Origin of the sequence: uncultured Tateyamaria sp. (genome assembly GCF_947488715.1) — a bacterium.
Lineage (GTDB): Bacteria > Pseudomonadota > Alphaproteobacteria > Rhodobacterales > Rhodobacteraceae > Tateyamaria.
Genome location: NZ_CANLAG010000001.1, coordinates 437,903 through 462,731, shown reverse-complemented (window position 1 = coordinate 462,731; position 24,829 = coordinate 437,903). Strand labels below are relative to the sequence as shown.

Below are 24,829 nucleotides of genomic sequence, written 5' to 3'. Positions count from 1 at the left end.
ACCAACTTTGCGCCAGGATGACAAACGCCCTACACCCGGGAACGCACTGGCCCGATCATGGGCTTCGATAACGCGCGGCCATCATTTTTCGCATTTTTGAAACTTTTTGTCTCATTTTTGTTGCAATGCAAATAGAATCGCTCTAATATGATAATTGAGGATGCTTTAATTCATTTGGATTTACATCCAGATTGATTCCTCTATAGGTCCAGATTAGTGTGACCATATGACCCTCCCTGTCGAAACGTTCTTTCTGTCGCCGAACCATCAGGGCACCTTGCAAAGTCAGGTGCAGCAGATGATTGCGCACGGCATCCTTTCTGGTCGTTTCGGCACCGGGGAAAAGCTGCCTTCGACGCGCAAACTGGCCGCGCACCTGGGCATCAGCCGGATCACAGTCACCCTCGCCTACACCGAACTGGTGGCCTCCGACTACCTGACCGCACGCGGGCGCTCAGGGTATTATGTGTCCACCAACGCGCCCGTGCCACCCGTGTTTCAGCCACAACTGGAAACCGGCGATTCCGTCGACTGGACCCGCGCCATCGGACAACGGTTTTCCGGCGGCATGACACTGAACAAACCACAGGACTGGGCGCGCTTTCGGTATCCCTTTATCTACGGGCAAACCGACCCCCAATTGTTTGACCACGCCAACTGGCGGCAATGCGCCCTTCAGGCCCTGGGGCAACGCGATTTTTCGGCGCTGACTTCGGACTATTTCGATCAGGACGATCCGCAACTGATCGAGTTCATTCAACGCAACACCCTGCCCCGGCGCGGGATCGCCGCGAATGCCGATCAGATCCTGATCACCATGGGCGCGCAGAACGCGCTGTGGCTCGCCGCCCAAGTCTTGCTGACCCAGCGCCGCACCGCTGCCTTTGAGGACCCGTGCTATCCTGCCTTGCGCGAAATTTTGACGCAGTCCCGGTGCCATATGGCCCCTGTGCGCGTGGATCGGGACGGCCTGCCACCCGATGCTATCCCGCCTGAAACGGACGTGATCTTTACAACGCCCAGCCACCAATGCCCCACCACGGCGACCATGCCCATGGGTCGGCGACAGGCTCTGCTGGACCGCGCCCGTGACCTCGACGCCCTCATCGTCGAGGACGATTACGAGTTCGAAATGTCCTTTCTCGAACCACCTTCACCGGCGCTCAAATCCATGGATAGCGATGGCCGCGTGATCTATGTTGGCAGCTTCTCAAAATCCCTGTTTCCGGGGCTGCGGCTGGGCTATCTCGTGGGCTCCGAACCCTTTGTACGCGAGGCCCGCGCACTGCGCACATCTGTGCTGCGACACCCGCCCGGACACATCCAGCGCACTGCCGCTTATTTCCTGTCGATGGGCCACTACGATGCCCAGATCCGCAAGATGGGCGCCGCCCTGCACACCCGCCGCAGCGCCATGCAAAAGGCCATCGACGAGACTGGCCTCGACATTGCGGGACTGGGCGCGTTTGGCGGCTCGTCCTTCTGGATGCGCGCGCCCGAGGGACAAGACACACGTACCCTCGCCCACAACCTGCGCAACAACGGCGTCCTGATCGAACCGGGCCACGCCTTCTTTGCGAGCGAGGCGCAACCGCGCACATATTACCGCCTTGGCTATTCCTCGATACAAGCAGACAGGATCGGCCAGGGCATCGCATTGATCGGCCAAAGCCTTGGACTTTGAACTGGTATTATTTGGCTGAAAAATCTGGCCCTAACGCCGTCACGCACGACCCAGTATCGTGCTTTCAATCTGTCCGGGGCGATTCGACGCCCCCATTTTTTATTTTGGAGAGCGCCGCCATGAAGATGACAACCGAAGAAGCCTTTGTAAAAACGCTGCAGATGCACGGGATCGACAATGCGTTTGGCATCATCGGCTCGGCCATGATGCCGATCTCGGACATCTTCCCCGATGCCGGGATCAAGTTCTGGGACTGCGCCCACGAGACATCCGGCGGCATGATGGCTGACGGCTTTACCCGCGCCACTGGCAAAATGTGCATGATGATCGCGCAAAACGGCCCCGGCATCACGAACTTCGTCACCGCTGTGAAAACTGCCTACTGGAACCACACGCCCGTTCTGCTGGTCACACCGCAGGCCGCGAACAAGACCATCGGCCAGGGTGGCTTCCAGGAAATGGAACAGATGAACCTGTTCGCCGATTGCGTCGCCTATCAGGAAGAGGTCCGTGACCCATCGCGTATCGCCGAAACCCTGAACCGCGTCATCATGCAAGCCAAGCGCGCCTCGGCCCCTGCTCAGATCAACATCCCCCGCGACTTCTGGACCCAAGTGGTCGACATCGACCTGCCCGTCATCGTGGACTTTGAACTGCCCCAGGGTGGTGACACCGCCGTGGCCGAAGCCGCCAAGATGCTGAGCGAAGCGAAATTTCCCGTCATCCTGAACGGTGCTGGTGCGGTTCTGTCCAAGGGCGGCATCGAAGCCTCACGCGTTCTGGCCGAGAAGCTCGACGCGCCTGTATGTGTTGGTTACCAGCACAACGACGCCTTCCCCGGCAACCACCCGCTGTTTGCAGGTCCGCTGGGCTACAACGGCTCCAAGGCTGGCATGCAGTTGATCAGCCAAGCGGATGTTGTTCTGTGCCTTGGCACACGCCTCAACCCGTTCTCGACCCTGCCCGGTTACGGCATCGATTACTGGCCCACAGACGCCAAGATCATTCAGGTTGACCTGAACCCTGACCGCATCGGCCTGACCAAAAAGGTCACCGTGGGTATCGTGGGCGACGCGGCCAAAGTGGCCAACGGCATCACCGCACAACTGGCGGATGACGCGGGCGACACCAACCGCGCCGAGCGCAAGAACACCATCGCGACCACCAAATCCGCATGGGCGCAGGAACTGACCTCGATGACCGAGGAACAGGACGATCCCGGCACCAACTGGAACGAGCGTGCGCGTGCTGCGAAACCTGACTGGATGGCCCCCCGCATGGCATGGCGTGCCATCCAGGCCGCGCTGCCTGTCGAAGCGATCATCTCCTCCGACATCGGCAACAACTGCGCCATCGGTAACGCCTATCCTTCGTTCAACGAGTCCCGCAAGTATCTGGCCCCCGGCCTGTTCGGCCCCTGTGGCTACGGCCTGCCGTCGATCGTGGGTGCGAAAATCGGCAAGCCCGACGTACCAGTTGTCGGCTTTGCTGGTGACGGCGCCTTCGGCATCTCGGTCAACGAACTGACAGCCATCGGCCGTGGCGAGTGGCCTGCCATCACGCAGATCGTCTTCCGCAACTACCAGTGGGGCGCGGAAAAGCGGAACTCGACCCTGTGGTTCGACGACAACTTTGTCGGCACAGAGCTGGACGAGCAGGTGTCTTACGCCGGTATCGCCAACGCATGCGGCCTCAAAGGCGTCGTCGCCCGCACTCAGGAAGAGCTGACAGCGGCGCTGGACCAAGCGATCAAGGACCAGATGGAAAACGGTGTCACCACCCTGATCGAAGCGATGATCAACCAGGAACTGGGCGACCCCTTCCGCCGCGACGCGATGAAGAAGCCCGTCGAAGTGGCTGGTATCTCCAAAGACGACATGCGTCCGCAGGTCGTGTAATCCACGTGGGTTGTATCAAAAAAACAGGACGGGCCGCATGAGCGTACTGGGCACACTCCAGAGCCGCGCTGCGGCCCATCCCGCACACATTGTGCTGAGCGAAGGCCACGATCCCCGGATCGTGGCTGCCGCCGTATCCGCCACGTCCACCGGACTGGCCCAGATTTCTCTGGTCGGAGACACGGCAACCATCGCCGCAGAGCTGAGCGCCCAGAGCGCCGCCACCTCCGACACATTGCACATCGCGGACCCCGCGACCTCCGATCTCACTGACGGCTTTGCCGACGCCTTCCATGCGCTGCGCCAGCACAAGGGCGTCACACCCGAAAAAGCCGCCGAACTGGTGCGCGATCCGCTGGTTTTTGCCGCGATGATGGTCCGTGAGGGCCAGGCCGATGGCACAGTTGGCGGCGCTGTTGCCACGACGTCCGACACCGTACGCGCCGCCCTGCAAGTCATCGGCAAGGCCAAGGATGCAGCCCTCGTGTCCAGCTTTTTCCTGATGGTGCTGCCTGACGGGCATCCCTCCGGACGCGACGCCATGATCTTTTCCGACAGCGGTCTCGTGATCGACCCCAGCAGCGAAGAACTCGCCGCCATCGCAGCGCAGTCTGCGGGGTCTTACACTGCCCTTCTGGGCGGCACCCCCAAGGTGGCGATGCTGTCATTTTCGACGATGGGCAGCGCCCGCCATCCAAACGTCACCAAAGTGTCGGACGCCGCGAAACTGCTGTCCGAACAGCGCCCCGACATCGCGTCCGACGGCGAGATGCAGTTTGACGCCGCATTCGTCCCCGACGTCGGCGCCAGCAAGGCCAAGGGATCAGACGTCGCAGGCCATGCCAACGTGATGATCTTTCCCAATCTCGACGCAGGCAATATCGGCTACAAGATCGCCCAACGGGTCGGCGGCTGCACCGCCATCGGTCCCGTTCTGCAAGGGCTCGCGAAACCTGCCAATGACCTCAGCCGCGGCTGCACCGCTGATGACGTGGTCCACATGATCGCCGTCACGGCCCTACAGGCCGCCGCAAACCAGGAGACCACATGAACCAGCCCAAGCTCGATCTGTCGCCCAAGGTCTCTGACGAGGTCCGCAAAACCACCTGTTACATGTGCGCCTGCCGCTGCGGCATCAACGTGCACCTCAAGGACGGTAAAGTCGCCTATATCGAAGGCAACCGCGACCACCCGGTGAACCAGGGCGTGCTCTGCGCCAAGGGCTCGGCAGGGATTATGCAGGTCAACGCACCCTCGCGTCTGCGCAAGCCGCTGAAGCGTGTTGGCGAACGCGGCTCGGGCGAATTCCAAGAGATCGAATGGGACGAGGCGCTGCAAATCGCCACCGATTGGCTGGCCCCGGTCCGCAAGAGCGATCCGAGCAAGCTCGCATTCTTCACAGGTCGAGACCAATCGCAGTCCTTCACCAGCTTCTTTGCCCAGAACTTCGGCACGCCAAACTACGCGGCACATGGCGGTTTCTGCTCAGTGAACATGGCGGCCGCCGGCATCTACACAATGGGCGGCGCGTTCTGGGAATTTGGTCAGCCCGACTGGGACCATACCAAGCTGTTCATGCTGTTCGGCGTCGCCGAAGACCACGACAGCAACCCGATCAAGATGGGCATCGGCAAGATCAAGGCCCGCGGCGCGCGCGTCATCGGCGTGAACCCAATCCGTACCGGATACAATGCCGTAGCCGACGATTGGGTCGGCATCACGCCCGGCACCGACGGGTTGTTCATTCTGTCTATGGTCCACTGCCTGATGAAAGCAGGTAAAATCGACCTGAATTACCTCGCCCAATACACCAACGCGCCCTGCCTCGTGAACGGCGACGAGAAATCGCCCGAATTTGGCCTGTTGCTGCGCGATGACGAAGGCAAAGAGCTGGTGATGGACCGCGCCACCGGCAAACTGACGCCCTTCGATCAGAAAGGGGTCAAACCCGACCTCGCCGCCACGCACCGACACGCAGGCATCAGCCACCGCACTGTCATGCAGCACATGGCCGAACGGTATCTGTCCGACGAATACACACCCGAAGCGGTGGCCGACCGCGTCGGCATTTCTGCGGGACGCATCCGTGCCATCGCTAACGAAATTGCCCGCGTGGCGTTCGAGGAAGCGTTCGAGCTGGACCAGGAATGGACCGACTTCCGCGGCGAAACGCATAAAACCATGCAGGGCCGCCCGGTCTCCTTCCACTCCATGCGCGGCATCAGCGCCCACGCCAACGGGTTCCAGACCTGCCGCGCCCTGCACGTGCTGCAAATCCTGCTGGGCAGCGTCGAAGTCCCCGGCGGCTTCCGCTTCAAACCGCCCTATCCCAAACCGGCCACAGCGCACCCCAAACCGCACTGCAACACGACGCCCGATTGCCCGCTCGACGGCCCGCACCTTGGCTTTGTGCACGGCCCCGACGATCTGGCGCTGAAAGAAGACGGCACACCCGCCCGCATCGACAAGGCGTTCACCTGGGAAAACCCGATGAGCGCCCACGGCCTCATGCACATGGTGATCTCGAACGCCCATGCAGGCGATCCCTACAAGATCGACACGCTGTTCATGTATATGGCCAACATGTCGTGGAACTCGTCCATGAACACCCGTGGCGTCATCGACATGCTGACGGACAAGGACGAAAGCGGCGACTACGTGATCCCGCGCATCATCTATTCGGATGCGTATAGCTCGGAAATGGTCGCCTATGCCGACCTGATCCTGCCCGACACCACGTATCTGGAACGCCACGACTGTATCTCGCTGCTCGACCGCCCCATTTGCGAGGCCGACGCCGCCGCCGACGCCATCCGCTGGCCCGTGATCGAGCCCGACCGCGACGTGCGCGGGTTCCAATCGGTGCTCTGCGAACTCGGTGCCAAACTCGGCCTTCCTGGCTTTACCAACGAGGACGGCAGCCAGAAATACGCCGATTACGCCGACTACATCGTCAACCACGAACGCAAACCCGGCATTGGCCCGCTTGCCGGGTTCCGCGGTGACGGCGATCAGGCCGGACGCGGTGACGTAAACCCCGACCAGCTCGACAAATACATCGAAAACGGGGGCTTCTTCGTCGAACACATCCCGGACGGTGCGAACTACTACAAACCCTGGAATGCAGGGTATCAGGACTGGGCGGTCAACCTCGGGCTTTACGACAGCCCGCAACCCTACCTGTTCTCGCTCTATGTTGAACCCATGCGGCGCTTCCAATTGGCGGCTGAGGGGCACGGCGACCGCCAGCCTCCCGACCATTTGCGCGAGCGGATCAAGACTACGATGGACCCGCTGCCGATCTGGTACGATCCCGCGCCAGAAAACCGGGTGGACGATTTCCCGATCACCGCGCTCACACAGCGCCCCATGGCGATGTACCACTCGTGGGGGTCACAAAACGCATGGTTGCGCCAACTGCACGGGCATAACCCGCTCTACCTGCCGACCAAACTGATGCAGGACAACAACCTGACCGACGGCGACTGGGCCAAAGTGACCTCGCCCCACGGCGAGATCACCGTCCCGGTCCTCGAAATGGCCGCGCTCAACGAAAACACGGTCTGGACGTGGAACGCCATCGGCAAACGCAAAGGCGCATGGGCCCTCGACGAAAACGCGCCCGAAGCGACCAAAGGCTTCCTGCTCAACCACCTGATCCACGAACTGCTGCCACCCAAAGGTGACGGCCTCCGCTGGGCCAACTCGGACCCCATCACCGGGCAGGCCGCGTGGTTCGACCTCAAGGTCCGCATCGAAAAGGCCGACGCACCCGCCGAATCCCAACCCGCGATGAAACCCATCAAATCGCCCGTTGGCAAAGGCCCACAACACCTCGCCTGGAAGGTCGGCAAATGACCGGCGTCGGGCGAACATTGATCGCCATCGCGGCCTTTGTGGCGGTCGCGGTCGGCTCATTAATCTACTTCATCGCAAACTGGGACATGTCCAAGGCCGAACCAATCGGAGCCCTACACAACACCTCTCCCTTCCTTTCGCTCGAAATACCTCGGGGTCTGGGGCAGCGCCCCGGTCCTGCCCCCGCAGCAGGAGCATTCGCATGACCACCCTTCCCCAATCCACCACGCGCAAGCTTGGTCTCGTCATCGACCTCGACACCTGCGTCGGCTGCCACGCCTGCGTGATCTCGTGCAAAGGCTGGAACACCGAAAACTACGGCGCGCCGCTGTCCGACACGGATGCCTATGGCAGCGACCCATCGGGCACTTTCCTCAACCGCGTGCACAGTTTCGAGGTCAAACCACCTGTGCTCAAGGATCAACCCGCGCCCGAGGCGCAACTGATCCACTTCCCCAAATCCTGCCTGCACTGCGAGGACGCGCCTTGCGTCACCGTCTGCCCCACAGGCGCCAGCTACAAGAGGGTCGAGGACGGAATTGTTCTGGTCAATGAGTCGGACTGCATCGGCTGCGGCCTCTGCGCCTGGGCCTGCCCATACGGCGCCCGCGAAATGGACCAGGTCGAAAAGGTGATGAAAAAATGCACCCTCTGCGTCGACCGGATCTATAACGAAAACCTGCCCGAGGAAGACCGCGAACCGGCCTGTGTGCGCACCTGCCCCGCCGGTGCCCGCCACTTCGGTGACTTCGCGGATCCCGACAGCAACGTGTCCAAGCTCAGCGCCGAACGCGGCGGCATGGACCTGATGCCCGAACAGGGCACCAAACCCGTCAATAAATACCTGCCGCCCCGCCCCAAGGACACCCTGTCTGAGGGCGCAGGCGACATCGACATCCTTGCCCCCTATCTCGAACCCGTGGCCCAAGAGGCATCAGGCTTCCTCGGCTGGCTCGACAAGACACTGGAGAAACTCTGATGCACCCGGCACCATCCGTCATTTTCTTCACCGTGTTCTCGGGTCTCGGCTTTGGTCTGCTGACCTTTCTCGGGCTTGGCATCCCGGATGTCACCGGCTGGACCGCTTTCGCCTTCTTCGCCATCGCCTATCTCTGCGCCGTGGGCGGGTTGATCTCGTCCACCTTCCACCTGGGCCACCCCGAACGCGCGCTTAAGGCGTTCACCCAGTGGCGCTCCTCATGGCTCAGCCGCGAGGGCTGGTGCGCCGTCATCGCCCTGATCACCATGGCAATCTATGGCGCGGGCCTCGTGTTCTTTGGCCAACGCTGGGGCCTGTTCGGCGTGATCGGCGCGTTGTTTTCGCTGCTGACCATCTTCACCACATCCATGATCTATACCCAGCTCAAGACCATTCCACGTTGGAACTCGCCGCTCACACCGGCCATGTTCCTCAGCTACGGCCTCGCAGGTGGCGCGCTGCTGGCCGGACAGATCACATGGGCCATGGGTCTTTTGGCGATCTCCGCCGTGATCCAGGTCCTGCTCTGGGCCAAAGGTGACGGCGCACTGGCGGCCTCCGGATCAACGCTCGCAACCGCAACGGGCCTCGGCACCGAAGGCGGCGTGCGGGCCTTTGAACCACCGCATACCGGCACCAACTACCTGCTGCGCGAATTTGCCTATGTCGTTGGACGCAAGCACAGCCTCAAACTGCGCATCATCGCCATTGTCCTGATGGCCGTGATCCCGATTGTTCTGCTGGCTGCACCGTTCTCGCACTGGGTAGCCCTGCTGGCGGTCGTCAGCTACGTGGGCGGCGCACTTGCCTCACGCTGGCTCTTTTTTGCAGAGGCCGAACACGTGGTCGGCCTCTACTACGGCAAACGCTAGACAGAGTATCGGTGCGCAATAAATGCGCACCCTACCCCAACTCTATAGGGTGCGCGCTCTGCGCGCACCTTTTCTTTACATCACGCCGGCATGCACCAACGCGGCATCCACCATCGCCTTGGTCTCATCCGACAGGCTGGTCAACGGCAAACGCACCTCATCCGAACACAGGCCCAGACGCGACATCGCGTATTTCGCACCCACCAGACCCGGCTCCGTAAAGATCGCCTTGTGCAGCGGCATCACCTTGTCCTGGATCTCCAGCGCAGTGGCATAGTCGCCAGCAAGGCAAGCCGCCTGCATCTTGGCCAGCAGCCCCGGCACAGCATTCGCAGTGACCGAGATACAGCCGACACCGCCCTGAGCGTTGAACCCATGCGCGGTGGCGTCTTCGCCCGACAGTTGGATGAAATCAGGGCCACAGGCCATACGGGTGTCACACACGCGGGCCAGGTCGCCCGTCGCATCCTTGACCCCGACGATACGGGGCAGTTTGGCCAACTCAGCCATGGTCGCAGGCGACATATCAATCACTGACCGACCGGGAATATTGTAGATGATGATCGGGATATCCGCACAATCATGCAGCGCGGTGAAATGCGCGATCAGGCCCCGCTGTGTCGGCTTGTTATAATAGGGCGTGACGACCAGCGCCGCATCCGCACCGACCTTTTCGGCAAACTGCACAAACCGAATGGCCTCGACCGTGTTGTTCGACCCGGCACCGGCAATCACCGGCACACGACCCGCCGTGGCCTTGACCACAGTGTCGATGACGGTCTCATGCTCTTCATGGCTCAACGTCGGGCTTTCGCCAGTGGTGCCAACGGGCACAAATCCATTTGTGCCTTCGCCAATATGCCACTCGACCAGCTTCTTGAGGCATTCCAGATCCAAAGCGCCGTTACGAAACGGCGTGACGAGGGCAGGCATAGAACCTTTAAACATTCTCACGCTCCTTTTTTACGTGTGGCAGGCAGAGGGCCTGGTATGAAATGGCATATATCCCGATCGTGAGTTGAAACGTCACAGGACGGCCATATGCTCAGAGGCTCTAGCCCCGCATGACAAGGAATTGCAAGAGATGAGCCGGATTGCCCTCGCCCTGGTGCTGCTTTTTCTGTCGGTTGTGGCCTCGATGGCCGAACGCCCCCGCCCGCTGGGCTGGGCCATGGATGCGCTGCGCGGTGGCGACTGGGATGCAGCGGCGCGACTGGCCGCACGGGACGGCCCCGTGGCCGCCGACATCATCGAATGGCAACGCCTGCGCGCCGGGCGCGGGACCTATGCCGAGGTCACCGCCTTTCTCGACCGCCGCCCCGACTGGCCGGGCCTGCCCTTTCTGCGGCGCAAGTCCGAGGACGCCGTCGCCGCAGCAGGCGCAAACGCCGTGCTCGCATTCTATGACACCGACGGGCCGCAAACCGCCCAGGGCGCGCTGGATTATGCCGCGGCCCAGATCGCAGCAGGCAACGCAGGCGAGGCCGAGGCGACGCTGGTGCTGGCATGGCGCAGCATGCGCATGTCCACCTCGACACAGGCCACGTATATCGCGCGTCACGACAGCCTGATCGCGCCGCATCACACCGCTCGTCTGACCGCGATGCTGTGGGACGGTGCGCGCGCCGACGCCACCCGGATGCTGCCGCTGGTGCCTGAGGGTGCGGCGGCGCTGGCCCGCGCGCGGCTCGCGCTCCAGACCCTGTCGGACGCCGTAGATGCCCGCATCGACGCAGTGCCCGAGGCGCTCGCACAAGATCCCGGCCTGGCCCATGACCGGTTCGAATGGCGCATCCGCAAGGGGCGTTGGGCTGATGCCAAGGCGCTTCTGCTCGACCGGTCCCGATCCGTGGAAACGCTTGGCGACCCCACCGCTTGGGCCAACCGCCGCCGCGCCATGGCACGGGATGAAATGCGCGACGGCGATCCCGCGCGCGCCTACCAACTCGCCGCGCGGCATTTCCTGACCGAAGGGTCAAACTACGCCGATCTTGAATGGCTGGCCGGGTTCATCGCCCTGCGCCAACTGGACGATCCCGAACTGGCGCTGGCGCATTTCCAGAACCACCGCGCCGCCATTGCATCGCCCATTTCCCGTGGGCGAGCGGGGTACTGGATCGGGCGCGCCCATGAGGCCGCAGGCCAGCCGGACGCCGCGCAGGCATCCTATGCCGACGGCGCACAGTTCCAGACGACATTCTACGGCCTGCTGGCTGCCGAACGTGGCGGGTTGCCTGTCGATCCCGATCTCGACGGGTCCGAAACGGTTGCCGACTGGCGAACCTCTGATCTCGCCCGCCGCGATCTCTTCGAGGCCGGGCTGCTTTTGCAGGCCTCAGGCGAATTGAGCCTCGCCGAACGGTTCTGGACTCACCTGGCCGAAGATCTCGACCGACCGACCGCCGCCATGCTGGGCCAGGCCGCCATCGACGCAGGCCAGCCGCATCTGGCCGTGATGATCGGCAAACGCGTGGCACAGCGCGGCATCACCCTGCACGCGCCCTACTATGCGCTGCACCCGCTGGCGCAGGCCGACCTGCCCATGGCGCCCGAAATGTCGCTGGCCATCGCCCGACGCGAAAGCGAATTTGACCCGGTCGTACAATCGGGCGTCGGCGCGCGCGGGCTGATGCAGATCATGCCCGCCACCGCCGCCGAGGTGGCCGATGACCTTGGCCGCAGCGCCGAACACAGCACCGCGCGGCTCACCGCCGATCCTGTCTACAATGCCGAACTGGGGTCAGAGTTCCTCAGCCAGCTGGCGGGCCGCTTTGACGGCAACGTGGTGATGATCTCCGCAGCCTATAACGCAGGCCCCAGCCGCCCGATCCGCTGGATGGACCTTTATGGTGATCCGCGCGGGCGGGGCGAGGACGCGCTTGTCGACTGGATCGAATTCATCCCCTTCCGCGAAACCCGCAACTATGTGATGCGCGTCACCGAAAGCCTGCCCATCTACCGCGCCCGGCTGGGCGGCGATGCGCTGCCGGTGCCGTTTTCGCAGGAATTGGGCGGCTCAACCCTGCTGCCGTTCGCGCCACAGGGTGAATAGCCCTGCGCCCACGATGATCAGCGCGCCGATGACTACGTTGGTCTCCAGCACTTCGCCAAAGACGGCGAGGCCCACAAGGGCGGCAAACACCATCTGGAAATAGGCGAATGGCTGCACCGCGCTCGCCTCCGCCACCTCGTACGTGCGAATGAGCAGCCAATGCCCCGACGCCCCCGTCAGGCACAGCGCGCCCATCCACAGCCAGTCGCCCGCACTCATCGGCTCCCAAAACCACAGGCCCACACAGGTCATCGCAACCGCCCCCACCGTGCCCGTCCAGAAAAACGAGGTCGCCGTGTTGTCATCCCGCGCGACATAGCGCGTCAGCAGGCCGTACACCGCAAACATCACCGCCGAGGCCAGCGGGATCACCGCCGCCGGGTCGAACACGCCCAGACCGGGTTTCAGGATGAACAGCACGCCCACGAACCCCACACCAATCGCCGCCCACCGGCGCCAGCCGACGCGTTCACCCAGGATCGGCCCCGACAGCGCGGCCACCAGCAGCGGATAGGCGGCAAGGACTGCGTGGCTCTCCACCAGCCCCAGAATGGTAAACGCGGTGACCATGACACAAATCTCGGCGGCCAGCAGCAGCCCGCGCAGCCCCTGCACCACCGGTTGACTTGTACGCGCCGCCGCCCGCAGCCCGCCCGCCTTGCGCCCTGCAATCGTGATGACAAAGGCCGCAAAGAACCAATAGCGTATCATCACCACCATAAAGACGTTGTATTCCCCCGCCAGATGCCGCGAAATCCCATCCTGGCTGGCAAAGACAACCGACACCGCGATCATCAGCGCAATGCCCAGCCGCGTGTTGTTGCCCTGGCTCATCCCAAAACCGCCCGCGTCATGTGCCGCTTGCGGCCAAAGCCCGGCGCGCGTGTCACGGTGAACCCGGCGTCTTCAAGGCCCCGGCGCACGAACCCCGCAGCCGTGTAGGTGGCCGCTGTCCCCGCGGGGACAGTGTGCGCGGCGACCTTCGCCATCAGGTCCGCCCCCCACAGCTCGGGGTTTTTCGCGGGCGAAAACCCGTCCAGAAACCACGCATCGGCGCGGCCTTGCCAGCCGGGCAGGGCCTCACGCGCATCACCTTGGATCACCGTCAACTCTGCGTCCTCAAACCTGGCCGACCCGCCACCCGCTGCCAAAAACGGGGCCGCCAGCCCTGCCACCTCGGGAAAGGCGGCAAGCGCGCGGGCCATCGCGTCCGTGTCCATCGGATAGGCCTCGAAACTGGTGAAATGAAACCGCCCCGCTACGCCCGCATCCCGCCACGCGGCCCACGCCGTCAGGAAATTGAGGCCCGTGCCAAAGCCAAGCTCCGCAATATGGAACCCGTCCCGAAACCGCGCAGGCAGGTCATTGCCGTCCAGAAACACATGCCGGGTCTCGGCCAGCCCGTTGTCCAGGCTGAAATACGGGTCGTCGAACCGCGTGGACACCGGGACGCCGCTGTCGCGCCATTCAAGCTCTGCGTGCTGGTCCTGCATGGGTGGTCCTAGTATGAGGGTCGCGGCGACCTTGGGACAAGAGACAGACATTGGCAACGGCAGAGATCACGGTACGCGGCGCGGGCATCTTTGGCCTGTCGATTGCATGGGTACTGCGCGCGCGCGGCGCGTCGGTGCAGGTGATCGACCCGTACGGCCCTGCCGCCAGGGCGAGCGGCGGCATCGTGGGTGCGCTGGCGCCGCATGTGCCGGAAAATTGGAACCCCAAGAAACAGTTCCAACTTGACAGCCTGCTGATGGCCCAAGGGTTCTGGGCCGAGGTCGAAGCGGCGGGTGGCCAGCCTTCGGGCTATGGCCGCACGGGCCGCTGCCAGCCCATCGCCGATGACGCAGCACTCGCGCTGGCCCGCGCCCGCAGCGCATCGGCGCAGACGCTCTGGGGCGATGCCGAGACATGGACAGTGCGGCCCGTGGCCGACCCGCATTGGGCGGCGCACAGCCCCACGGGGATGGAGATCCACGACACGCTCAGCGGCCGCATTCACCCGCGCCAATCCTGCATGGCGCTGGTTGCGGCACTGGCGGCGCGGGGCGTGGATATTAAACCGGAAGGCACAGACACCGACATCACGATCCATGCGACCGGCGTGGCGGGCCTTGAGGCGCTGAATACCGGGCACAGCCGCCTCGTGGGCGCGGGCATCAAGGGGCAGGCGGCCCTGCTCGATCTCGCCTTGCCGGACGCGCCGCAGCTCTTTGCCGACACGCTGCACATCATCCCCCATGCCGATGGCACCACCGCCATAGGATCGACCACAGAACGCGAGTTTACGGACCCCACCGGTACGGATGCGCAACTGGACGATATCGTGGCCCGCGCGCGCGCCGCCGTGCCAGCGTTGGCCGATGTGCCCGTGATCGCCCGCTGGGCCGGGCTGCGCCCGCGCAGCCGCAGCCGCGCACCCATCCTGGGCGCTTGGCCCGACCGGCCAGGGCATTTCATCGCCAATGGCGGGTTCAAGATCGGCTTTGGCATGGCCCCCAAGGTCGCCACCACCATGGCCGACCTGATCCTCGACGGGCGCGACACCATCCCGCCGGGCTTCGAAGTGGCGGCCTCGCTCTAGGCTTCAGCCTGCATGCACAGCCGCCCATCCGGCCCCCGCACCCACAGCTTGCGACCCGCCCGGCACAGCGTCGCCGCCTCATGGTGCATCAACGGCGACACCGCGCGAAAGGCAAAGCTCTCAAGCGGCGCCAGACCGTCCTGCGCCATCAGCATCAGGTGCTGTGCCAAAAGCGGCCCATGCACCACCAACCCGTCATACCCTTCGACAGCGCGCGCATAGGGCTGGTCGTAATGGATGCGGTGCCCGTTGAACGTCAGCGCCGAATAGCGAAAGAGCAGCGTGGCGTCGAACCGCACCTCCCGCTCGGCCTCTGCACCCGTGGGCGCGTCGGGCGGCACGGGCCGGGGCGCATCGGCGTCCGGGTCCTCGCGGTAGACAAGGTCCTGCCACTCGGTCAGGCACAGCGCGCCGCCCTGCCACACCTCATGGCGCAGCGTGACAAAAGCCAGCGGCCCAGTGCGCCCGGTCTTGGCCTGTGCAGCCTCGCACACCGACACACGTTCGGCCTCGGCCCCCAGCCGCAGGGGTGCGTAAAAGGCCAACCGTCCTCCGGCCCACATCCGGCGCGGCAGCCCCATGTCAGGGATCAAACCACCCACACGCGGATGCCCATCCCGGCCCAAACCATCAGCGGCCACAGGGGTCCAGAAATAGAGTTGGTGAAAGAACGGCGGCAGCGCATCGCCGGACGCAAGCGTCGGCGCGTGGCCAAGCGCCACCTGCATCGCCTGCGCACGGGCGGGGTCCATCACATCGCTTTGACGTCTCGTGGCGGGATCGGCATTCTGCATGGTGCGCACCCTGCGCGACGGAGACCGGAAATGGAACACCCCACGCTGACCCACCTCGACCACCTTGTCCTGACGGTGGCTGATATGGACACAACCATCGCCTTTTACACCCGCGTGCTCGGCATGGTGCACCAACCGTTTCAGGTGGCCGATGGCAGCACCCGCCATGCGCTGACCTTTGGCCGTCACAAGATCAACCTGCACCCCCATGGCGGCGAATTTGACCCCAAGGCGCACGCGCCCGGCCCCGGCACCGCAGATCTGTGTTTTCTGACGGACACACCGCTGGACAAATGGCAGGCACACCTCGCCGCCACTGGCACCCGGATCGAAGAAGGTCCGGTTCCGCGCACGGGCGCGCAGGGGCCGATCCTGTCACTCTACGTGCGCGACCCCGACCGGAACCTGATCGAGATCAGCACGCCCACGTCCTAGCGTTTGATTTCTGCCCGCAGCGTCTGCATCAACTGGCCCAGCGTCGCGGTATAAACGTCGCTGATCAGCCGCCCGTCATCGTCGAATTGGTTGCCACAATCGGCCAGATGCACCTCAGGACCTTGCAATACTCGTGCCCGGAACGGCACCAGATAGCCACGCAGGATCATCTGCGCGCGCTCGCCCCCGGCACGGCCTGCCGCCGCTGACATCACCGCCACCGGCTTGTCCGCCCAGGGATCACCCTTGACCCGGCTGACCCAATCCAGCGCGTTTTTCAACGCCCCCGAAGGACCCTTGTTGTATTCCGGCGTCGACACCAGAACGGCATCCGCCTCTGCAATCTGACCGGCCAGCGTTTCCGCAGCCTCCGGGACACCGTCCGCCTCTTCCATGTCACCGTCATAGAGGGGGATCTGAATGTCCGCCTCCACATAGGTGCAATCGCCAAACAGCCGCGCCGCCTCGCGGAGCAGCTTGCGGTTTGTCGACCCCGAACGCAGTGCGCCCGAAATCCCCAGTAGAATTGGCGTCGTCATGGCTTTTCCTCGAACAAGTTGCACCCACTGTGCAGCCCCCCCGAAACAAAGCAAGGGGCCCGAGAACAAATCTCGAGCCCCAGGTCGTGATGATGTAGATTTAGGCGTTACGCGTTGGGCAGGATCACGATTTCCACGCGCCGGTTCTGGGCCTTGCCCTCGGGCGTCAGATTTGTCGCAATCGGCTGGCTTTCGCCCCGGCCAAAGGTCTGGATTCGGCCAAATGGCACACCCTGCCCCATCAGCACGTCCGCCACCGCATTGGCACGGCGCTCGGACAGTTGCTGGTTGAACGCGGCGTCACCATCGCTGTCGGTGTGGCCCACGATCTGCACAGTCGAGTTGGGATAGCGCTGCAAGCTGCCCGCCAGATCGCCCATGTCGGCCTGAAGCCCCGGACGCACTGCAAAGCTGCCGGTGGCAAACAGGATCGCCTCAGGGAAGGACACGATCAACCGGTCGCCCGTGTTGGTGATGGTCACATTGCTGTTCAGATCGCGGCGCAGCTCGGCCTCTTGCTGGTCGAGGTCATAGCCGATGGCACCGCCCACAAGGCCACCCACAACTGCACCCGCAAGCGCCGTGTTGCGATCACCCGCAACCGCACCAATCAACGCGCCAGAGGCGGCACCAATGGCCGCGCCGGTGTTGCGCTTTTGATTGATGGGCTCGCCATTGGGGCCAACGGTGCCCAGCGCGGCGGGGTCTGTACAGGCGCTCAGGGCGGCGATGGCGCCCACGGCAAAGATGAGAGGGGATTTAAGCATGTCTGTTGTCCTACTGCCTTCCAAGGAAGGGCCTTGTTCGGGCAAGACCCATTATGATGACGCAAGATAGGGGCCACAGGTTCCCGGAAACAGGGGGAAAATGTCATAAGCAACATCCCGCGCACGACTGTGAACACCCGTGTACGGCTGATTTGGTGCGTGGCTGCGCCTCAGGCTTCGGCCCGCGCGGCCTCAAAGGCCAGCAGCGCACGCTTGACCGGCAGGCCCCAGTGATAGCCGCCCAATCCACCCGATTTGCGCAAGGCCCGGTGGCACGGTATCAACCAACTGACCGGGTTGCGGCCCACCGCTGTGCCCACCGCCCGCACCGCGCGCGGGTTGCCAATGCTCTCCGCGATCTCGGAATAGGTGGTGACATGGCCACTCGGCACCCGTAGCAAAGCCTCCCAAACCTTGATCTGGAACGGTGCGCCGATCAGGTACAGTGGTGCCTCTTTCAACGTGGCATCCTCGGCCCCGAAGGCCGCCAATACCCAAGGCCGCAGCCGCATGGGGTCCTCGACATAACGCGCTTTGGGCCAGCGCCGCACCAGGTCCTCCATGGCCCAGTCCTCGCCCATCTCAGCGGCAAATCCCAGACCACAGATGCCCTTGTCCGTTCCCATCACCAGGGCCAGCCCAAAGGGGCTGTCGAACCACCCCCAAAAGATGGTCAGCCCGTCGCCACCCTTGGCATAGTCACCGGGCGACATGGATTCCCAACGTAGAAACAAGTCATGCAGCCGCCCCGACCCGCTCAACCCCGTGGCATGGGCCGTCTCCAGCGTGGTGAACCGCTCGCTCAGCAACGCCTTGGCATGGCCCAGCGCCAGATACTGTTGATACCGCTTGGGCGACACGCCGACCCAGCGGGAAAAGACACGCTGAAAATGCGCCGGGCTCATGCCCATCTCGGACGCCAGCGCCTCCAGGCTCAGCGGCTCGTCCGCGCCATCAATCAGGTCAATGGCACGCCGCATGACGTTGTAATGATAACCGGTCTCGGTGGGGGTCTGTGGGTTCTGTTCCATGCGGGGAAGGTAGGCGAAGCAACGCGGCGGCGCGACCCGTTTCCTGCGGGAAGCAGCGAGGGTTATGTTGCGACGAAGCCGCTGTTGGATCTACGCGTCTCAAGGCCGGCATTCCGTACTTCGCCTTGGTTGACTTGCCGCTACGCTTTAACCGCAGGCACGCACCGTGTGACGGAATGCCATTTTCCTCAATCCACCCACTAGGCCGCGCGGCGTATCGCATCCGCCATGGCTTCAGCCAAGTCTCGCGGCGCGTTGTCGCCAATGAAAATGGACCTTTTGAACTTTGGCAGAGGTGGGAAATTGTCTTTTGCGGTGAGTATCTTCATGCCCTCTTCGACGCTGTCTTGATAAATGACGCCAACGGCGAACCCGGCCCGGATCGCAGCCTTTTGGCTCATGATACCCGTGCAGGCAAAGGCGACGTTGTAGGCACGCCCTTGCTGGTCCAGCGATACCTTTGGCAGTTCCGCTAGCCAGCATCCATGGTCAATGATCGCAAGCGGCACGGGATCATTTGCCTTGAGATTGAGCGTCTCGCTTGCAGCCCAAACGGCTTGCTGTTCGCGAAAAACCTCGCCCGGCACCGTTGTGACGGCAGAGCAGACCGCAATATCCAATTCGTCCGCCCGGATCGCATCCGCGAAACCAGCGGTGCAGCCCGATGTCGCGACAACCTCGACACCCGGATTGGATCGGCGAAAATCGGACAGCGCTTTTTCCAGCACGCCCTCGTCAAAATCCTCTGGAATACCGACCCGTATCCGACCGTTCAAAGGTGCTGCAAAAAGCAACTTGATCCCCGCCAATTCTGCCAGACTACGCCGCGCGGCAGGCAACAACTTTTCCCCGCTTGGCGATAGGGACATGCCTTTGCCATCGCGCACAAACAGCGATGTGCCCAACTCTTCCTCCAATTTGCGCAGTTGCACACTGATCGCAGATTGGCTTCGGTTCAGCCGAGAGGCCGCGAGGGTCAGGTTCTTGCAATCCGCGATCTCGACAAATGTCTTCAACAGGTTGCCGTCAGTGAAATCGCGTTCTGTTTTTTGCATCACATCGTTCACATCATTTCATTTTATTAAACGTAACCTCGCCCATACATGTCGGTCAAGCAACGACCACGGAAGGGGCAAGACCATGACCGACAAAGACCAGATCATCGCGACCGTGACCGACTATATCGAAGGAATCCGCGATGGCAGTGGCGCCCGTGTCGCTAAGGCGTTCTATTCAAGCGTCAATCTGAACTCGCTGGACGCGGACGGAAACCTTGTGCTGACGCCGCGCAGCGCATTGGAGGCTCTGGCCGACAGCGGAACGCTTCCCCCCAACAGCAGCGAAATTACCCACGTTGAGGTCAACAACGACATGGCACTGGTCAAGGTCACCATTGATCTGCCGACATTCCAGTTCTTCGATCTGCTCACACTCCTGCGCCTGAACGTAGGTTGGAAGATCGTCTCCAAGACCTACACGACGGTCAACAAGTAAGGCTAAACGCTTCGTTCGATAGGAGGTACAGACATGACAATCCGCAAAATCACAGGTGCTGCAATCATCGTGGCAACACTGGCAATGACACCCGCATTCGCTGACATCAGTGAAGCCCGCAATTTCTATCAGTTTGAACCAACGGTGCTGACCTCTGGCCAGCCCAGTGCCACGCAACTGTCCGAGGCCGCGGACGACGGCATCGAAGTTGTGATCAACCTCGTCCCAGAGACCGAGGGGATCTATAACCCCGAAGAAGGGGAGATACTGGCGAACCAAGGTGTCGAATACATCCATGTGCCGGTCAACTGGCGCGATCCCAAATCGGAGGAGTTTCAGAACTTTCTGAACGCCATGGACCGTGTCGGGGATCGTAAGGTTCTTGTCCATTGCTGGGCGAATGCCCGTGCCTCTGCCCTTGTCGCGGCGCATCGGGCCATCAATGCGCCGGAAACACGCGCTGCTGAGCTTGAGCAGTTGGAAACCATCTGGAGCGACGTCGCAGGCTATGACTTTGCCCGCAACACGGTTTGGCAGACATTTCTGGCCGACAACATCTCGGGGGCTGCGCAATGACGCGGGGGCCTCTGATTTCAGCAGACGAGTTGAACGCCGTAATGGCTGCGCCGAACGTCAAAGTCGTTGATGTGCGCGGCACGTGGGCGTCACCTGCACGGGCCCTGCAGGATGACTATGACGCCGGGCACATCCCCGGTGCCGCCTTTCTGGATTGGACCAAACATTTCATCGCGCAGGACGTGGCCCCCGGTTTGGCCCCTATCGCCGTTAAGGCAGAGGCGCGCGCGTCCTTTGCCGCACTTGGTATCAACGAGGGCGATCTTGTCGTGCTCTACGACGCATCATCGCACATGTTTGCGGGCCGGATTTGGTTGGCCATGCGACATTGGGGATTTGAAAACGTGCGGGTTCTGAACGGCGGGTGGGCCAACTGGATAAACTTGGGGATGCAGGTTTCGACCCTGTCATCCGTGCCCGAAACAGGCAGCTTCATCCCCAAACATGTGCCGGGCCTCAAGCTTGATCTGGAGGAATTTCTGACGCTTCAGGACGGCGCCTGTGTCATCGACGCACGCGGGGCCGCTAACTACGCAGGTAACGCGGATGACCCGCGCAGCGGCCACATTCCGGGTGCGTTGAATGTGCCGTTCAGCGCAATGCTTGATCCGGACAGCGGCACGTTTCTGGACGCCGACGTGATCGTAAAAGTCTTGGATGAACGCGCACCCGGCTGGGCATCCAAACCACTGATCGCGTCTTGTGGCTCCGGCTACGCCGCCACGGTTGTCCTCTTGGCGCTCGCGATGATCGACAAGACAGGCATCCTGTTCGACGGCTCATTTGCTGTTTGGAAACAGGACCCGGACCGCCCTGTCGCACAATCGCCAGCCTCCTAACCAAACAACTGTCCGAATTGGAAACCCCATGACTTCTGTTCTTCACGTCACGTCTAGCGTGCGCCAAAATGGCTCTGCGTCCCTGAGTGGTGGCCACGCGGTCATCGAACGCCTGCAAACCCGCCACGAAACGCTCACAGTGACCACCCGTACGGTCAGTGATGAGGCCGCATTTCTGACCGAAGACTGGGTCGGGGCGAGTTTCACACCAGCCGATGAACGCACCCTCAATCAACACGCGATATTGGCAACGTCTGATGCGATGGTGCATGAACTGCTCGATGCCGATATTCTGGTCATCTCGGCCTCGATGTACAACTTTGGCCTGCCTGCCGCGCTAAAGGCTTGGGTGGATCACGTGGCGCGCCCAGGCGTGACATTCCGCCCGGACCCGGTACAAACATATGTGGGGCTCGCCACTGGTAAAACCGCGTACATCGTTGTTGCAACAGGCGAAACTCCCGTGATGGGGGACATGGATTTTGTGTCGCCCTACCTGGTTCACGTGCTTGGGTTCTTGGGGCTAACGGACGTGCATGTCATCGCGGCGGATATGACAGTGGTGGACCCGGCGACACTCGACAGCCGGGTCGCTGAGCAAATCGACGCCTTGTTTTAGGCGCTTATCCAGCGGTCGGCCGATCAAGGCTGAACAGATCGGACACGGCCGTGTAATCGCGATAGCCAAGTCTTGCGAGCGGTCGGAACTTGGTCACGTCAAAGATGCCGTCGATCAGGTATTCATCGCGCAGATGGATACCTGTGACCTCACCAAAGACCACGATGTTGGCCTCTCCCGGCAGATCAACGACTTTGACCAGCTTACACTCCATGCTGGCCGGTGCCGCCGCCACCCGCGAACATGCGATGGTTGCACAATCTGCCCGCTCCAACCCCGCCAGATCGAACTCATCAACGTCACGCGGTGCAGGTGCCGAGGTTGCGTTCATGGCATCGCGCATCTCGAACCCGACGACATTCACGCAGAACACGCCGGTGTCGATGATATTCCCGACGGAGTCCTTGCCGCGCGTCCGATCCGCCTTGCTGGCGGTCGAGGCGAACATGACCTGGGGCGGCGCATATGACACCCCGTTGAAGAACGAATAGGGCGCAAGGTTTTCAGACCCGTCAGTCCCGCGCGTCGAAATCCAACCGATGGGGCGCGGTGTGATGAGTGCGTTAAAGGGGTTGTGTGGCAGACCGTGGCCGTTGCGCGGTTCATAGAACATGGGCGTTTTCCTGATGTTGCCGGTCTGCGCCTGGGCGTTTTGGCGCAGACCGAAGTGTTTGTGTTACGCGGCTTGATCGCGCAGATCACGGTTCATGGAATAGGTGCCCATGTGCGAGGCCTCGGCCAGCACATGCCCTTCGAACGCGGCCAAAGCGTCGGCCCCGGTGAACGCACCATCAAGATCGAGCTCTTCAACATCCAGCGCATATACCGTGACGTGGTAGTGATGGATGATGCTGTCATTCCACGGCGGGCACGGGCCGTCATAGCCGCCGTAGTTGCCACCCATATCCGCGTCGCCAGCAAACCAATCGGTGTAGCTGTTGATACCGGTTTTGCCATATGAACGCTGACCTGCGGTCTTGCCACCCGGTGTCACGCCAAGGCTGTCCGCCCCTTCGGCGATGTCGCGTGTGGACGCGGGGATGTTTACCACAACCCAGTGATAGAAATCGACGCGCGGCAGATCGGCAGGCACTGTTTTGCCCTCTTGGTTCACATCTTCGCCCGACGACGGCACGTCCGGGTCGTGCATGATCACGGCAAAGGATTTGGTGCCTTCGGGCACGTTCGACCAGCTGATCTCGGGGTTGATGTTGTCGGAGGTGTCGAACCGGCCTTCCGCCGGGATTTTGCCGAATGCGAATTTTTCGGGGATCGGCGCACCATGCGCCCAAGCTTTGAGAGTGATGTCCATGGGATTGGCCCTGTTGCAAATATCGGGGGAGCGCCTCGACAGACCTGCCGAGGCGCACTGGTTTAGCGGTTGTAAACCGCAGTGATGGTGGACGACGCCAAGCTGTTTGCGTTCACCATGAAGCCTGCGAGCGCATTACTGACCGAATTGTCGATCTCAAGCGTGGCGCCCAAGGCGTGTACGGTGAACTCGTAGCGGTGCACTTCGCCGGGAGGAGGACATGCACCACCGAAACCTGTCGCGCCGTAGTCATTGGTCAGCTGGACGCCGTTCACGTCGCCACCACCGGGCAGCGATGTCACATCCGCCGGAATGTTGAAGGCAAACCAGTGCCACCAGCCCGAACCGGTCGGCGCGTCGGGGTCGTACACAGTGACGGCAAAGCTTTCGGTGCCTTCAGGTGCGCCGGACCACTCCAGTGTCGGGGCCGTGTTACCGCCCTCGCAGCCAAAGCCCTTGAACACGAAATCAGAGCTGAGCTGTTGACCTTCGGCAATGTCAGGACTGGTCAAAGTGAAACCATCGGCCATGGCCGGTGCGGCAAGCGAAGCGGCCAAAGCGGCGGCGATGAAAATGGTGCGTGTCATTGGGTTAATCCTTTCCGGGATCGGTGTTGTTGATGAAACTAACCTAGCCATCACAACGCAGTGCCGCTTCCGGCTCCCAATCAAGAATTATCGGATTTCGATCAATCTGCGGCCAAACGGATGTCTTTTGGCTTAATCCCGAACCTTTTGCGGAATGCGTCGGAAAAATGCGACGGCGTTTTAAACCCGCAATCCAACGCGATTTCCGACACTTGAGCGTCGGTCGTCTGCAACAGGCTCAGCCCATGTTCCAAACGCGTGTGCAGCAGTATCTTGGCAAAGCCTTGCCCGCTTTTGGACAGCCAACGGCGCATCGTCGCCTCGCTCATTGCAAAGTGTTCGGCCACTTCTTCGGCCATCCAGGAATGGCTCAGATCGGACTCGATCAGGCTGCGCACCTGGCTGATCGGATCGTCTTCGACTTGGGTGGGCAGTTGGAAGCCCTGCTCGCGCAGCCACAACAGCGGTTCCAACAAACGGTGATCCCGGATGGTGTCCGGCAAGGCACTGTTGTCCAATGTGTCCTGGATCAGCGCCAGAATATCGGACGGATTGTGTTCGGCGGCGCGGACAATCTGCACCCCATGTGCAGCATCGGATTTTGGCAAATCAGAGAACACCGCATTGATCAAATCGTGTGAGTAACTGACGCCAAGCGCGCGATAGTCGCTTTCCATCACGGGGCGGTTTTCCATCGTCACAATCGAGCCGGGCGGAAAGATCATCAAATCGCCCTCTTCGCCCAACATCTCGCCCTGCGACGGCGTCAGGACATATTTGCTGCCCCGTTGGATGAAAAAGAAGAACGTCAGACGAAAGTAGAGTTCCGTGAACGTGGCCGTGGTCGCCTGCGTGATGGGGTAGATGGAAACTTTGCTGTCCACAGCGCGTCCTGGGATGTTTGGGGTAGCG

At 62.1% G+C, this 24,829-nt stretch carries 25 protein-coding genes; 13 read left to right on the top strand and 12 right to left on the bottom strand.

Features of this window, described 5'->3' with window-relative positions:
* Positions 1–226: 226 nt before the first annotated feature.
* From Q0936_RS02265 to Q0936_RS02240, 6 genes are all read left to right on the top strand, one after another.
* A complete protein-coding gene (locus Q0936_RS02265; protein WP_299295471.1) occupies positions 227–1,684 on the top strand; it encodes a PLP-dependent aminotransferase family protein in 1,458 nt (485 codons plus the stop codon).
* A 119-nt stretch (positions 1,685–1,803) separates the two neighbouring features.
* Positions 1,804–3,582: a sulfoacetaldehyde acetyltransferase gene (xsc, locus tag Q0936_RS02260; protein WP_299138873.1), complete on the top strand. Its 1,779-nt coding sequence runs from the start codon at positions 1,804–1,806 to the stop codon at positions 3,580–3,582.
* Between the two features lie 37 nt (positions 3,583–3,619).
* Complete coding sequence (gene pta / locus Q0936_RS02255; RefSeq protein WP_299295468.1) at positions 3,620–4,633, top strand: phosphate acetyltransferase; 1,014 nt, start codon at positions 3,620–3,622, stop codon at positions 4,631–4,633.
* Entirely contained in the window at positions 4,630–7,440 is a 2,811-nt protein-coding gene (locus Q0936_RS02250; protein ID WP_299295466.1) for a molybdopterin oxidoreductase family protein, read from the top strand. The genes pta and Q0936_RS02250 overlap by 4 nt, the downstream gene beginning before the upstream one ends.
* 202 nt (positions 7,441–7,642) lie before the next feature.
* Complete coding sequence (locus tag Q0936_RS02245) at positions 7,643–8,419, top strand: 4Fe-4S dicluster domain-containing protein (protein WP_299295464.1); 777 nt, start codon at positions 7,643–7,645, stop codon at positions 8,417–8,419.
* Positions 8,419–9,291, top strand: coding sequence for a DmsC/YnfH family molybdoenzyme membrane anchor subunit (locus Q0936_RS02240; RefSeq protein ID WP_299295460.1), 873 nt, complete (start codon positions 8,419–8,421; stop codon positions 9,289–9,291). The genes Q0936_RS02245 and Q0936_RS02240 overlap by 1 nt, the downstream gene beginning before the upstream one ends.
* A 75-nt stretch (positions 9,292–9,366) precedes the next feature.
* On the opposite strand, the gene dapA is transcribed toward Q0936_RS02240, so the two are convergent.
* Entirely contained in the window at positions 9,367–10,239 is an 873-nt protein-coding gene (dapA, locus tag Q0936_RS02235) for a 4-hydroxy-tetrahydrodipicolinate synthase (RefSeq protein ID WP_299295458.1), read from the bottom strand.
* Between the two features lie 136 nt (positions 10,240–10,375).
* Between dapA and Q0936_RS02230 the strand changes: the two genes are divergently transcribed.
* Positions 10,376–12,343 (top strand): lytic transglycosylase domain-containing protein, encoded by a 1,968-nt coding sequence (locus Q0936_RS02230; protein WP_299295456.1) that lies wholly within the window; start codon positions 10,376–10,378, stop codon positions 12,341–12,343.
* Here the strand turns inward: Q0936_RS02230 and Q0936_RS02225 are convergent.
* Together Q0936_RS02225 and mnmD are read right to left on the bottom strand one after the other, a co-directional pair.
* The gene (locus Q0936_RS02225) at positions 12,308–13,177 is read right to left on the bottom strand and encodes a DMT family transporter (protein ID WP_299295454.1); all 870 of its coding nucleotides are present in this window, start codon (positions 13,175–13,177) and stop codon (positions 12,308–12,310) included. The genes Q0936_RS02230 and Q0936_RS02225 overlap by 36 nt on opposite strands.
* Positions 13,174–13,836: a tRNA (5-methylaminomethyl-2-thiouridine)(34)-methyltransferase MnmD gene (gene mnmD, locus Q0936_RS02220; RefSeq protein ID WP_299295451.1), complete on the bottom strand. Its 663-nt coding sequence runs from the start codon at positions 13,834–13,836 to the stop codon at positions 13,174–13,176. Before mnmD ends, Q0936_RS02225 begins: the two co-directional genes overlap by 4 nt.
* 50 nt (positions 13,837–13,886) lie before the next feature.
* Between mnmD and Q0936_RS02215 the strand changes: the two genes are divergently transcribed.
* Positions 13,887–14,924: an FAD-binding oxidoreductase gene (locus Q0936_RS02215; RefSeq protein WP_299295449.1), complete on the top strand. Its 1,038-nt coding sequence runs from the start codon at positions 13,887–13,889 to the stop codon at positions 14,922–14,924.
* On the opposite strand, the gene Q0936_RS02210 is transcribed toward Q0936_RS02215, so the two are convergent.
* On the bottom strand, positions 14,921–15,718 hold the full coding sequence (locus tag Q0936_RS02210; protein WP_299295447.1) for an acyl dehydratase: 798 nt from the start codon (positions 15,716–15,718) through the stop codon (positions 14,921–14,923). The two genes, Q0936_RS02215 and Q0936_RS02210, sit on opposite strands and share 4 nt — an antisense overlap.
* 30 nt (positions 15,719–15,748) lie before the next feature.
* On the opposite strand from Q0936_RS02210, the gene Q0936_RS02205 reads away from it, so the two are divergent.
* The gene (locus tag Q0936_RS02205) at positions 15,749–16,153 is read left to right on the top strand and encodes a VOC family protein (protein WP_299295445.1); all 405 of its coding nucleotides are present in this window, start codon (positions 15,749–15,751) and stop codon (positions 16,151–16,153) included.
* Here Q0936_RS02205 and Q0936_RS02200 read toward each other — a convergent pair.
* The 4 genes from Q0936_RS02200 to Q0936_RS02185 form a co-directional block, all read right to left on the bottom strand.
* Positions 16,150–16,692: an NADPH-dependent FMN reductase gene (locus Q0936_RS02200; protein ID WP_299138907.1), complete on the bottom strand. Its 543-nt coding sequence runs from the start codon at positions 16,690–16,692 to the stop codon at positions 16,150–16,152. The genes Q0936_RS02205 and Q0936_RS02200 overlap by 4 nt on opposite strands.
* A gap of 107 nt (positions 16,693–16,799) precedes the next feature.
* Positions 16,800–17,459, bottom strand: a complete 660-nt coding sequence (locus Q0936_RS02195) for an OmpA family protein (protein WP_299295443.1) — start codon at positions 17,457–17,459, stop codon at positions 16,800–16,802.
* A gap of 170 nt (positions 17,460–17,629) precedes the next feature.
* The gene (locus Q0936_RS02190) at positions 17,630–18,490 is read right to left on the bottom strand and encodes a bifunctional helix-turn-helix domain-containing protein/methylated-DNA--[protein]-cysteine S-methyltransferase (RefSeq protein ID WP_299138910.1); all 861 of its coding nucleotides are present in this window, start codon (positions 18,488–18,490) and stop codon (positions 17,630–17,632) included.
* 200 nt (positions 18,491–18,690) lie between these two features.
* Positions 18,691–19,545 carry a LysR family transcriptional regulator gene (locus tag Q0936_RS02185; RefSeq protein WP_299295441.1) on the bottom strand — a complete coding sequence of 285 codons (855 nt, stop codon included), beginning with the start codon at positions 19,543–19,545 and terminating at the stop codon, positions 18,691–18,693.
* 85 nt (positions 19,546–19,630) lie between these two features.
* Here Q0936_RS02185 and Q0936_RS02180 point away from each other — a divergent pair, with 85 nt between their 5' ends.
* From Q0936_RS02180 to Q0936_RS02165, 4 genes are read left to right on the top strand one after another with little or no spacing between them, the layout of a single operon-like run.
* Entirely contained in the window at positions 19,631–19,984 is a 354-nt protein-coding gene (locus Q0936_RS02180) for a nuclear transport factor 2 family protein (protein WP_299295440.1), read from the top strand.
* Positions 19,985–20,017: 33 nt separating this feature from the next.
* The gene (locus Q0936_RS02175; RefSeq protein WP_299295439.1) at positions 20,018–20,560 is read left to right on the top strand and encodes a protein tyrosine phosphatase family protein; all 543 of its coding nucleotides are present in this window, start codon (positions 20,018–20,020) and stop codon (positions 20,558–20,560) included.
* Positions 20,557–21,399: a rhodanese-like domain-containing protein gene (locus Q0936_RS02170; RefSeq protein ID WP_299295437.1), complete on the top strand. Its 843-nt coding sequence runs from the start codon at positions 20,557–20,559 to the stop codon at positions 21,397–21,399. The genes Q0936_RS02175 and Q0936_RS02170 overlap by 4 nt, the downstream gene beginning before the upstream one ends.
* Before the next feature lie 28 nt (positions 21,400–21,427).
* The gene (locus Q0936_RS02165) at positions 21,428–22,018 is read left to right on the top strand and encodes an NAD(P)H-dependent oxidoreductase (RefSeq protein ID WP_299295434.1); all 591 of its coding nucleotides are present in this window, start codon (positions 21,428–21,430) and stop codon (positions 22,016–22,018) included.
* 4 nt (positions 22,019–22,022) lie between these two features.
* Here Q0936_RS02165 and Q0936_RS02160 read toward each other — a convergent pair whose 3' ends face one another.
* From Q0936_RS02160 to Q0936_RS02145, 4 genes are all read right to left on the bottom strand, one after another.
* Positions 22,023–22,631 (bottom strand): flavin reductase family protein, encoded by a 609-nt coding sequence (locus Q0936_RS02160; RefSeq protein ID WP_299295432.1) that lies wholly within the window; start codon positions 22,629–22,631, stop codon positions 22,023–22,025.
* Positions 22,632–22,694: 63 nt separating this feature from the next.
* The gene (locus Q0936_RS02155) at positions 22,695–23,330 is read right to left on the bottom strand and encodes a YbhB/YbcL family Raf kinase inhibitor-like protein (RefSeq protein WP_299295430.1); all 636 of its coding nucleotides are present in this window, start codon (positions 23,328–23,330) and stop codon (positions 22,695–22,697) included.
* A gap of 62 nt (positions 23,331–23,392) precedes the next feature.
* On the bottom strand, positions 23,393–23,917 hold the full coding sequence (locus tag Q0936_RS02150) for a YbhB/YbcL family Raf kinase inhibitor-like protein (protein ID WP_299295428.1): 525 nt from the start codon (positions 23,915–23,917) through the stop codon (positions 23,393–23,395).
* A gap of 101 nt (positions 23,918–24,018) precedes the next feature.
* A complete protein-coding gene (locus tag Q0936_RS02145) occupies positions 24,019–24,801 on the bottom strand; it encodes an AraC family transcriptional regulator (RefSeq protein WP_299138935.1) in 783 nt (260 codons plus the stop codon).
* Positions 24,802–24,829: the final 28 nt, after the last annotated feature.